The organism is Neisseria sp. P0021.S006 (assembly GCF_051956895.1).
Genome location: NZ_JBQCWZ010000019.1, coordinates 1 through 11,938 on the forward strand (window position 1 = coordinate 1; position 11,938 = coordinate 11,938).

Annotated in this window: 9 protein-coding genes and 1 pseudogene; 9 read left to right on the forward strand and 1 reads right to left on the reverse strand. The window is 50.2% G+C overall.

The genetic code is table 11. The features are described from left to right. On the reverse strand, positions 1–794 hold a 794-nt coding region (locus ACTHUM_RS05685; protein ID WP_440402800.1), incomplete at its 3' end, for an AAA family ATPase. Between the two features lie 151 nt (positions 795–945). Between ACTHUM_RS05685 and ACTHUM_RS05690 the strand changes: the two genes are divergently transcribed. The 9 genes and pseudogenes from ACTHUM_RS05690 (at position 946) to cls (ending at position 11,924) form a co-directional block, all read left to right on the forward strand. After that, positions 946–1,320: a hypothetical protein gene (locus ACTHUM_RS05690; protein ID WP_004519975.1), complete on the forward strand. Its 375-nt coding sequence runs from the start codon at positions 946–948 to the stop codon at positions 1,318–1,320. An 86-nt stretch (positions 1,321–1,406) separates the two neighbouring features. Continuing rightward, complete coding sequence (thrC, locus tag ACTHUM_RS05695) at positions 1,407–2,816, forward strand: threonine synthase (protein WP_004519976.1); 1,410 nt, start codon at positions 1,407–1,409, stop codon at positions 2,814–2,816. A gap of 228 nt (positions 2,817–3,044) precedes the next feature. Further along, positions 3,045–4,811: a lipid A export permease/ATP-binding protein MsbA gene (msbA, locus tag ACTHUM_RS05700; protein WP_004519977.1), complete on the forward strand. Its 1,767-nt coding sequence runs from the start codon at positions 3,045–3,047 to the stop codon at positions 4,809–4,811. Positions 4,812–4,896: 85 nt separating this feature from the next. After that, positions 4,897–5,673, forward strand: coding sequence for a ferredoxin--NADP reductase (locus tag ACTHUM_RS05705; protein ID WP_003746329.1), 777 nt, complete (start codon positions 4,897–4,899; stop codon positions 5,671–5,673). A 72-nt stretch (positions 5,674–5,745) separates the two neighbouring features. After that, a pseudogene (locus ACTHUM_RS05710) lies at positions 5,746–6,384 on the forward strand (uroporphyrinogen-III synthase); the annotation flags it as partial. A gap of 213 nt (positions 6,385–6,597) precedes the next feature. Continuing rightward, positions 6,598–7,869: a uroporphyrinogen-III C-methyltransferase gene (locus tag ACTHUM_RS05715; protein ID WP_224783372.1), complete on the forward strand. Its 1,272-nt coding sequence runs from the start codon at positions 6,598–6,600 to the stop codon at positions 7,867–7,869. Further along, complete coding sequence (locus ACTHUM_RS05720; protein ID WP_070695663.1) at positions 7,866–9,089, forward strand: heme biosynthesis protein HemY; 1,224 nt, start codon at positions 7,866–7,868, stop codon at positions 9,087–9,089. Before ACTHUM_RS05715 ends, ACTHUM_RS05720 begins: the two co-directional genes overlap by 4 nt. A 135-nt stretch (positions 9,090–9,224) precedes the next feature. Further along, on the forward strand, positions 9,225–10,286 hold the full coding sequence (gene hemE / locus ACTHUM_RS05725) for a uroporphyrinogen decarboxylase (protein WP_070504695.1): 1,062 nt from the start codon (positions 9,225–9,227) through the stop codon (positions 10,284–10,286). A 144-nt stretch (positions 10,287–10,430) separates the two neighbouring features. Continuing rightward, positions 10,431–11,924 (forward strand): cardiolipin synthase, encoded by a 1,494-nt coding sequence (gene cls / locus ACTHUM_RS05730; protein ID WP_070504698.1) that lies wholly within the window; start codon positions 10,431–10,433, stop codon positions 11,922–11,924. The last annotated feature ends 14 nt before the right edge of the window (positions 11,925–11,938 follow it).

An 11,938-nucleotide genomic window follows, 5' to 3' on the forward strand; every position in this document is an offset into this window, starting at 1 on the left:
GCCGCGTTAGGATGCGAACCGCGCACGGATTTGTGCAGCGCGGAAATCTGATTGTAGAAACTCTCGCCACCCTTATCAAAACGACGGATTTGCGCACCCAAACTGTCGGCAAGAAATTCGGCGGTCAGGGTTTTCAGACGACGTGTATTAGCAGCGCGTAAAAGCTGCTCGATCAAGTTCAACAATCTGCGCGCATCGCCATCGGCGGTATTCACAAGCAATTCTTGCGCATCTGCTTCAATCGTGAAATCTTGGTATTCAGGCAAAGCCAATACTTTGGTAATCAGCTTCTTCAGGTCGTCTGAAGACAAGGATTGCAAGACATACACCTGCGCCCTGCTAAGTAAAGCCGGATTGACTTCAAATGACGGATTTTCCGTGGTGGCGCCGATAAAGGTTAATAAGCCGCTTTCGACATAAGGCAAAAATGCGTCCTGCTGCGCTTTGTTGAAGCGGTGTACCTCGTCAACAAACAAAATTGTCGCGCGCCCTTGCTGCAAGGCAATTTCAGCTTTCTCGATTGCCTCGCGTATGTCTTTCACGCCGGAAAATACGGCGGAAACCGGCAGAAACTGGGCATTGAAACTCTGCGCCAAAATCCGTGCCAGCGTGGTTTTGCCTACACCCGGCGGCCCCCATAGCAACATAGAATGCGGCTTCCCGCCTTCCACCGCCACGCGCAAAGGTTTACCTTCGCCGATTAAGTGCTGCTGCCCGATGACATCATCTAAAGAATGCGGGCGCAAGCGTTCGGCTAAAGGGGCTTCGGGTTGGCGGGCGAAAAGGTCGGACATAGCGGCTTTCGTGCTGATTGATTAAAAAGAAAACTCGCTAGCATTATACGGCAGTTTCGCAAACTCACATATCGGGCCGCATTACGGTATAATACATGCTATTTTGAGAACTCTTCGGGCGTTTCAGACGGCCTTGCTAACAGGAAACATCATGACTTCAAAAACTCTTTTGGCAGCTGTTACATCAGCTTTCTTATTGGGTGCATGCGCTACCGGCGGCGAATCTTTCGGCGGCTTGGGCAGCGGTACAGGTATCGGCAGCAGCGTAGTGAAAATGGCGGTAGACAGCCAATGCCGTACCGAATTGAACAAACGTAACGAATGGCGTGTCATTGCTTTGGCCATGAGTGCGGAAAAACAAGCCGAATGGGAAAATAAAATCTGCGGCTGCGCCAGCGAAGAAGCACCAAACCAATTGACTGCAACCGAAATGATGCAAGTCTTGAGCCCGGCAACCCGCGATCAGGCCATTGCGTCCGTTACTGCGAAAACGGTTACCGCCTGCTTCAAACGACTCTACAAATAATCGTTCAGACGGCCTTTTTTAATATCGAGGCCGTCTGAATTCGTTTTGACTTTCTATTTGAATTTTAAATACATAGAGAAGAAACTATGAAATACATCAGCACCCGCGGTGCGACCGCACGCAAGCAATTCAGCGAAGTTTTATTGATGGGTTTGGCTCCTGACGGCGGTTTGATGCTGCCTGAGCAATACCCTCAAATCGACCGTGCTACTTTAGACCAATGGCGCACACTCAGCTATCCTGAGCTGGCGTTTGAAGTTATGAGCCTGTTTGCTACCGACATCCCTGCTGATGATTTACGCGACATCATCAACCGTACCTACACCGAAGAAGTATTCGGTACCAAAGCCATCACTCCGGTGCGCACACTTTCAGACGGCATCAAAATCCAAGCCCTCTCCAACGGCCCGACTTTGGCATTCAAAGACATGGCCATGCAATTCTTGGGCAATGCGTTTGAATATGTATTGAACAAAGAAGGCAAAGAACTCAATATCTTAGGCGCCACCAGTGGCGACACCGGCTCTGCCGCCGAATATGCCCTGCGCGGTAAAAAAGGCATCAATGTCTTCATGCTGTCTCCGGAAGGCAAAATGAGCGCATTCCAACGCGCGCAAATGTTCAGCTTGCAAGATGCCAACATCCACAATATCGCCGTTGAAGGTATGTTTGACGACTGCCAAGACATCGTCAAAGCCGTACAAAACGATGCCGAATTCAAAGCCAAATACCACATCGGCACAGTCAACTCCATCAACTGGGGCCGCATTGTCGCCCAAGTCGTGTACTACTTTGCCGGTTATTTCAACGCCACTTCGAGCAATGACGAAAAAGTCAGCTTCTGCGTACCAAGCGGCAACTTCGGTAATGTCTGCGCCGGTCATATCGCCCGTCAAATGGGCCTACCCATCCACCGCTTGATTGTCGCCACTAACGAAAACGACGTATTGGACGAATTTTTCAAAACCGGTGCATACCGCCCGCGCAACAGCGAACACACCCACGTTACTTCCAGCCCGTCTATGGATATTTCCAAAGCCTCCAACTTCGAGCGTTTTGTGTTTGACCTGATGGACCGCGATGCAGACGAAATCAAAACCTTATGGGCGGAAGTAGGTTCCGGCAAAGGTTTCAATTTGGAATTTGTCTTAAACAAAGTACATCAACAATATGGCTTTGTTTCCGGCAAATCGACCCATGCCAACCGCCTTGCCACCATCAAACAGGTTTACGAGCAAGACCGTGAATTGATTGATCCGCATACAGCTGATGGTGTCAAAGTAGCGCGTGAAGTCCGCGAAGCCGGCGAAACCATCGTCTGCCTCGAAACCGCACTGGCCGCCAAATTTGAAGCCACCATCCATGAGGCTGTCGGCGAAGTTTCCATCCCTCGTCCGGCCGCATTGGAAGGCTTGGAAAACCTGCCGCAACGTGTCCGTGTTGTCCCTAATAATGCAACAGCAGTGAAAGACATCATTAAGGAAGCCCTGGCTTAACCGGCCGTCCTTGACGACTGCACAGGCCGTCTGAAAAAGTTTCAGACGGCCGCAACCGATATTTGAGAAGTGGGTAACATTATTGCCAAACCCACCACGCCGCAGTCGTTCCTAATATAAAATCAAGGTGTTAAAACAATACCAACTCCTTTTGACTTTCAATTGCAAACATTGTAATGACAGATATTTTCGTTTAGAATTGCATGTTTGCTCTAAATTTGGATTGATATGCAGACAACACAAGCCACATCCAACTGGGAGCTATACAAGCGCTTGCTTGGATATTTGAAAAGCTATTGGAAGATGTTTATCGTCTCCGTAGTGGCCATGCTGATTGTCGCCGGTACGATGCCGGCTTTCGGTTACTTGCTCAAACCTTTGATCAATGAAGGTTTTGTCGATAAAAACATGAAAAGCATGTCATGGTTGCCGCTGGCAATTGTGGCGCTGTTTTTCGTTCGCGGCCTGTTTAACTTCATCAACGAATATTGCACGACGTATCTGTCCAGCCACTTGGTGCAGCGCTTGCGCGGTGAAATGTTCAACAAAATGATGCACCTGCCGACTTCGTATTTCAGCAGCAATACCGGCGGCCGTTTGATGTCTCGTATCTTGAACGACGTCAATCAAATTACCGATGCAGGGTTTAACGTCATTACCGTGATTGCTAAAGACGGCGTGAGCGTAGTCGGCCTATTGGGCTTGCTGACTTATCTGAACTGGCGTTTGACCCTGATTACTTTTATCATCTTGCCGGTTGTTGCTGTATGTATCCAAACAGTCAGCAAACGCCTGCGCAAACTGTCTGCCAACAACCAAATTTATCTTGGCCAGCTGATGCAGGTCTTGGGCGAAAGCATTAATGGTGAACGCGTTGTAAAAATCTACGGCGGTCAAGATTATGAAAACCGCCGCTTCGACCGTATTGCCAATGATGTTCGCCGCAACCTGCTCAAACAGGTTTCCGCCAGCTCTGCCGGTACCGGCATTACGCAATTAATGGCCTCGGTTGCTCTGGCTGCGATTATTTACGCAGCCGCACGCCAAGCAGGGCTTTCCGGCTTCAGCGCAGGCGATTTTATGTCGTTTTTGTCCAGTATGATCATGATGTTTGATCCCATCAAACGCATGACCGGCGTGATGCAATCCCTTCAACGCGGTTTGGCGGCGGCTGAAAGTGTCTTCACCTTTTTGGATCAACCCGAAGAGAGCAACGAAGGCAAACAAATCCTCAGCCCAAACCCTGGCGATATCGAATTTTGCGACGTTGTACACCGCTATCCTGAAGCCGAACGCAACAGCTTGAACCACATCAACCTGCTTGTACCGCAAGGCAAAGTGACCGCATTGGTCGGCGCATCAGGCTGCGGCAAAACCACCTTGGCCAATATGTTGCCGCGCTTCCTTAATCCGGATGAAGGTAAGGTTTTGATTAGCGGCATCAACATCAATGAATATACACTCGAAAGCCTACGCAGCCGCATGGCTTTCGTCGGCCAGAACGTTGTCCTGTTTAATGGTACGATTGCTGAAAACATTGCCTATGCTCAAGCCGGTAACTTCAGCGAAGAAGAAATTATCAATGCTGCAAAAGCCGCCAATGCTTGGGAATTTATCCAAAAAATGCCGCAAAGCCTGCACACTGAAGTTGGCGAAAACGGTTTAAAACTGTCTGGCGGCCAACGTCAACGCCTCGCCATTGCGCGTGCGCTTTTGAAAAATGCACCGATTTTGATTTTGGACGAAGCCACCAGTGCATTGGATAATGAATCCGAACGTTTGGTACAAACCGCATTGGAAAACCTGATGCAAAACCGTACCACATTAGTGATTGCCCACCGACTTTCGACCATCGAAAAAGCCGACAACATCGTTGTGATGCATGAAGGCAATGTAGTCGAACAAGGCACTCATCATGAATTGATCAACGCAGGCGGACGCTATTCCGACCTGCACAGCCTCAGCGAAAAATCAGCCAAACCGGCAAGTAAGTAGCTGAACAGCATATTCCATTCTTTTTATTAACCTTGGCCGCCCCGACCTATCCTTTTCAGACGGCCTTATCCGACAGGAAATATCAATGGCAGCATTCAACACCCAGAAAGTCTTGTCCGTACACCACTGGACCGACGCTTACTTCACTTTCACCTGCACCCGTGACGAATCTTTGCGCTTTGAAAACGGCCAGTTCGTCATGGTCGGCCTGATGGTTGACGGCAAACCGCTGATGCGCGCATACAGCGTGGCTTCTGCCAACTGGGAAGAGCATCTGGAATTTTTCAGCATTAAAGTACAAGACGGCCCATTGACCAGCCGCCTGCAACACCTTAAAGTCGGTGATGATGTCCTCATCAGTAAAAAACCGACCGGTACATTGGTTGCCGGCGACCTGAATCCGGGCAAACACCTCTACCTCTTGAGCACCGGTACCGGCATCGCACCTTTCTTGAGCATTACCAAAGACCCTGAAATTTACGAGCAATTCGAAAAAATCATCTTGGTTCACGGCGTACGCTACAAAAAAGACTTGGCATACTACGACCGCTTTACCAAAGAATTACCCGAACACGAATACCTGGGCGACTTGGTTAAAGAAAAATTGATTTACTATCCGATTGTTTCACGCGAAGACTATGTACACCATGGCCGTCTGACCGATTTAATGCGCAGCGGCAAACTCTTCGAAGACATCGGCCTGCCTAAAATCAATCCGCAAGACGACCGCGCCATGTTGTGCGGCAGCCCTGCTATGTTGAAAGACACCTGCAACGTCTTGGACGAATTCGGCCTGACCGTTTCTCCGAAAACCGGTGTCCGCGGCGACTACCTGATTGAGCGCGCATTCGTCGATCAATAACGTATCCCCGGCAGCAGGCCGTCTGAAACCCTTCTTTCAGACGGCCTAAACCTTAATAATTTATCCCACATTATGCCTACTCTACTCATCATCCGTCCGTCCAACCGTCCACAGCAAGATATCCAAACCTGCCATGCAGCTGGTTGGCAGGCTCAAGTATTGAGTCCGATCGAAATAGAGGCAGACCGTTCGGCACTAAACAAACTTCCCGAACAATTTAAGCAAGCCGATGTCGTGTTTTGGGTCAGCCCCACCGCTATTGAAACCGCAGCGCCGCATCTGAACTTTTCAGACGGCCCTAAAGCACACATTACCGTCGGCCAAACCAGCCAACATACTTTGGCGCAATTCTCCCCCTATCCCGTATTCTCTCCCGAAGACGGCAACGACAGCGAAGCCGTCTTGAGAATGCCTATTTGGAAAAACCTGCCACCCAACGCCCGAGTTCTAATCATTCGAGGCCATGGAGGCCGTGATTTTTTAGCAGATAAACTGACCGAACTGGGTTTCCAAATCGACATCGCCGAAATCTATTTCAGACGGCCACACGCCATCGATTGGCAGAACTTTAAAACCGAAGACATCGCCGCCGCCTACGTCACATCCGGCGAGCTCGCGCGCGAATTTTTCCATCAGATTCCGCCGCAATTTTCCCGATTCTTCGAATCCTTGCTATACTTCACCCACCATCCGCGTATTGCCGATGCGCTTCGCATCGTCGGCGCCAAACATGTAGAAACCGTCACTTCTTTATCCGCTGCACTTTTATCCATGCCACAAAGGAGCCAAGCAGTGAACCCAGTCGAAGACAATAAAGATACCCAACAAGTTGCCAATACGGCAGCTCCGGCGCCTGAACGTTCTGAAAACACCAGGCCTTCTGAACAAATCAAACCTACCCAACCTCAGCGAGTGGAGGCGAGCATGACCGAGTCCAACAATCTCCCACAAAACAACGCCCCTGTTATCATCAAACAATCTGGCGGCAAAGCCTTGGCTGCAGGTGCAACCGTCTTGGCACTGCTTAGCTTGGGCGCGAGCGGATTCCTGTTTGTACAGGGTCAAAATGTTTTAAAAAACCAAGAGCTCGAATTCAACCAAAAAATCGACAAAGCCGCATTGGGCGAATCTGAAAACGCCAGCCTTTTAAAAGACAACCTCAACCGCCAAACCGCTATTCAGGCCGAGTTAGACCGCCTGAACAACGGTCAAAAAAACAATAGCGATCAAATCCTGCAAACGCAGAAAGCTTATCAAGAGTTACTCAAAGGTCGTATCAACTGGTTGGTCGACGAAGCCGAATCCATGTTGAACACTGCTTCGCAACAATTGATGCTGTCAGGCAACCTTCAAGGCGCGGTCAGCGTATTGGAACACATCGACAGCCGCTTAAGCCGTTTTGAACAGCCTGAGCTTATCCCCATCAAGCAAGCCATCAGCAATGATTTGGCCGCGCTGAAAAACCGTCCTTATGTCGATATTTCCGCCACTGCCTTGCGTATCGACCGTTTGGAAACCGGTATTTCAGGCCTGCCTTTGGTTTTGGACGGCGTATTGAAACCAGGTGCCGCGCCTGTCGAAGCCGCCAATTCAGGAACTTGGTGGGAAAACACATGGGAAAAATCCCTCAATGCCCTCAAAGGCTTGGTTGAAGTCCGTCATCTGGACAGCAACGACGCCATGTTGATTTCACCCGATCAAACCTACTTCATCCGTGAAAACCTGCGCCTGCGCCTTTTGGATGCGCGCATTGCCCTGTTGCAACACAACGGCGAAGTGTATCAAAGCGATTTGAACAACGTTGAAGCAACTGTAAAACAATACTTCGACAGCAAATCCCCTGCTACCCAGTCATGGTTGAAAGAGTTGGCCGAACTCAAAGCCCTTGATGTCCGCATGATCTCAGACGACAGCTTGAAAGCCAGCTTGAGCGCCGTTCGCGCTTATCAAGAAGGTTCGCGTACACAAATGACGACCGAAGAAGCTGCACAAACCCAAGCTACCGAGAAAACCGCTTCCGCTCCGGCTGCAGCTACCGAACAAGCCACAACTGCTGCACCCACTGCCGCTTCTGCACCTCAATCTCTGGAAGCACCTGCTTTGCCGTCTGAAAACAAAAAAGAACCGGCCGCTGAAGCTGCCAAACCACAAAACCAAACCAAGCCTGCTGCCAAAATTAAAGGAGAGCAAGCATGAAAACCGTCGTTTGGATTGTCATTCTGTTTGCAGCCGCCGTTGGTTTAGCGTTGGCTTCCGGCATTTATACAGGTAACGTGTATGTCGTGGTTGAGCAAACCATGCTACGTATCAATCTGCATGCCTTTGTTTTAGGCCTGCTATTGAGCGTATTCGTTTTGTATTTCCTGGTTAAATTCGTGTTCGGCCTCTTGAACCTTCCGGCGCGTATGCAACGCTTCGGCATTGCCCGCAAAGGCCGTCAGGCTTCTGCCTCTTTGAACAGCGCAGGTCTGGCATATTTTGAAGGTCGTTTTGAAAAAGCCGAACAAGAAGCTGCCAAAGTCTTGCAAAACAAAGAAGCCGGCGACAACCGCACCCTGGCTTTGATGTTGGGCGCGCACGCAGCCGACCAAATGGAAAACTTCGAATTGCGCGACCGCTACCTACACGAAATCGAACACCTGCCACAAAAACAACAGCTTTCCCGTCATCTTTTGCTGGCCGAATCTGCACTGAGCCGCCGCGATTATCCGACTGCCGCACAAAACCTTGAAGCCGCAGCAAAAATCAACGGCAACTTGAGCCGCTTGGTGCGTCTGCAATTACGTTATGCCTTTGATCACGGCGATGCTTCAGATGTCTTGGCAAAAGCGGAAAAACTGGTCAAAGCCGGCGCCATCAACGATTACGAAGCCGAACAGTATCAAAACTGGGCATATCGCCGCCTCTTGAGCGAAGTAACCGATGCAGGCCGTCTGAAAGCCTGTTTGAAACAGATTCCCGAAAGTGTGAAGTCTGGCGAATTGTGCGTCGCGATTGCCGAAAAATACGAGCGTTTGGGTTTGTATGCCGATGCAGTCAAATGGGTTAAAACCCATTATCTGCAAACCCGCCAGCCCGAGCTTTTGGAGGCATTTGTCGAATCCGTGCGTTTCCTAAGCGAGCGCGAGCAACAAAAAGCCATCGACTTAGCAGACTCTTGGTTACAGGAACAACCCGACAATGCACTGCTGTTGATGTATCTTGGCCAACTGGCCTACGGCCGAAAACTTTGGGGCAAAGCCCAGGGCTACCTCGAAGCCAGTATCGCCCTGCAACCCAGCGTATCCGCACATTTGGTCTTGGCTCGCGTGTTTGATGAAACCGATCAACCGCAAAAAGCGCAAGAACAACGCAATCTAGTTTTGGAAAGCGTGGCCGAAGAAGAACATCCGGCAGCCCTTCCTCAACCAAATTGATGTGCTGATTTCGCATTAAGCGACAATATGAAATCTACAACAAAACCAACCATTTAATCATTTCAGACAGCCTCTATACATATCTAAGGCCGTCTGAACTTTGTCCAACATACCAAATCAGAAAGCCTATTTATCATGACTGCTCTGAAAAACGACACTTTCCTCCGCGCCCTGCTCAAACAACCTGTCGAATACACTCCCATCTGGATGATGCGCCAAGCTGGACGCTATCTGCCTGAATACAAAGCCACACGCGCACGCGCAGGCAGCTTTCTCGATTTGTGCAAAAACACCGAGCTGGCAACCGAAGTTACCATCCAGCCTTTAGAACGTTTTGATCTGGACGCAGCAATTCTGTTTTCCGATATTCTGACCGTTCCCGATGCCATGGGTTTGGGCCTGTATTTTGCCGAAGGCGAAGGCCCGAAATTTGAACGCGCCTTGCAACACGAAGCCGACATTGCAAAACTGCAAGTTCCCGACATGGAAAAACTGCAATACGTCTTTGATGCCGTAACTTCCATCCGTAAAGCACTGGACGGCCGAGTTCCGCTCATCGGCTTCTCCGGCAGCCCGTTCACACTCGCCTGCTACATGGTTGAAGGCGGCAGCAGCAAAGAATTCCGCACCATTAAAACCATGATGTATTCGCGTCCTGATTTGCTGCATAAAATCCTCGACACCAATGCCCAAGCCGTTACCGCTTATCTCAACGCCCAAATCGATGCCGGCGCACAAGCCGTACAAATTTTCGACACTTGGGGCGGCGTGTTGAGCGATGCAGCGTTTAAAGAGTTTAGCCTGAAATACATCCGACAAATCGTTGCCGGACTCAAACGCGAAAGCGAAGGTCGCCGCGTGCCTGTTATCGTATTTGCCAAAGGCGGCGGCTTATGGCTGGAAAGCATGGCAGAAATCGGTGCAGATGCATTGGGCTTGGACTGGACATACAACATCGGCGAAGCACGCCGTCGCGTCGGCGAACAAGTTGCCCTGCAAGGCAACTTCGACCCGTTTGCCCTCTTCGGCACACCGGAATCTATCCGCACCGAAGTCGCACGCATCCTTGCCGACTACGGCAACGGCAGCGGCCATGTATTTAACCTCGGACACGGCATCAATCAACACGCCGACCCGGAACACGCCAAAATTTTGGTCGATACCGTACACGAACTGTCCCGTCAGTATCACCGTTAATGGAAACAACGCAAAGGCCGTCTGAAAACAAAAACACAATTATCGTGTAAATTTGTTTTCAGACGGTTTTTCTATATACTTAATATCTGAAGCTTATCAGCTGACACCTTCAAACTTAAAACACATCCACTCCCGCTACCGAATATGAATTTTTTAAAAGACATCACCTGGACCGAAATTTTCATCTTCGCCCACACCTGCGCCGCACTCGTCTGCATGCTGCGCGTGTTGTATAAACAAAAAAACATCGGCTCAACCTTCGCCTGGCTGATTATCCTATTCCTTTTCCCCGTATTCGGAACCATCGCCTACATCCTTATCGGCGAGCCTCGTCTCGGCACAGCCCGCGCCAAACGTACCGGCGAAATGAACCGCTTCTACCGCAACTTTGCCGCCACCCATCTAGCCGATATCTATCTCGACATTGCCGACCAAGTCAAATCACGTTACCACGGCATCAGTAAAGTTGCCGAAAAAGGAACGGGGCTGGGCGCAACCAAAGGCAACGCCATGAGCCTGCTCTCGACCACCGATGCAATCATCGACAGCATGCTTGCCGACATACGCGCCGCAGCCCATTCCTGCCTGTTGGCCTTTTACATTATCGAACCCAAAGGCCGCATCGAAGAAATTCTAAATGAAATCCTTGCCGCCAAAGCCAGAGGCGTAGACTGCTCCATATTGGCCGATGCCGTCGGCAGCAGGAGCTTTCTTGAAAGCGATTGGGTAGAGATACTGCGCCAAGCAGGCGTTGAAGTACATACCTCATTGCCTGTCGGCATTTGGCGTACGTTATTCACGCGCACCGACCTGCGCAACCACCGTAAAATCCTCGTTATCGACAGCAAAATCGGTTACACCGGCAGCTTCAACCTCGTCGATCCGCGCTACTTCAAACAAAACTCAGGCGTCGGCGAATGGATAGATGCCATGATGCGTTGCACAGGGCCTATGGTACTGGAGCTGTCAGCCGTCTTCTTCGCCGACCTTGCCGTCGAAACCGATAAAAACCTCCAAAACGTACAAACATACCTCAACCAAGCAAAAAACCTGCTGCCCCAAATCCTTCCCGAAAAAATGCAGCAAGGCAATATTGTTGCCCAAATCATTCCCTCCGCCCCCGAGCAAAGCAGCTTCGTCATCTACGAAACCATCATCAGCGCCATCTATGCCGCTACCAAACAAATCACAATTACCACCCCCTACTTCGTCCCTGACGAGCCGCTTCTCATGGCATTAACCGTCGCCGCCAAACGCGGCGTCAAAGTAACCCTGATACTGCCCGCCAAAGTCGATTCACTGATGGTACGCTACGCCTCACGCGCCTACTACCCTATGCTGCTGGAAGCCGGCGTCAAAATCGCCATGTTTGAAGGTGGTCTTCTACATGCCAAAACCATGACTATTGACGAAGACTACTCCCTCTTCGGTACGGTCAACATGGACATGCGCAGTTTCTTCCTCAACCTAGAAATCAGCCTCGCCATCTACGATCGCGACACCACCAAACAAATCTGCAACCTCCAACGTGACTACCTCAAAAACAGCAGCTACATTGCCATCAAATCATGGCAACAACGCTCCAAACTCCGCGGCCTCGTAGAAAATGCCGTCCGCCTGATGAGTCCTTTGCTGTAAAAAAGAAGTAGTGA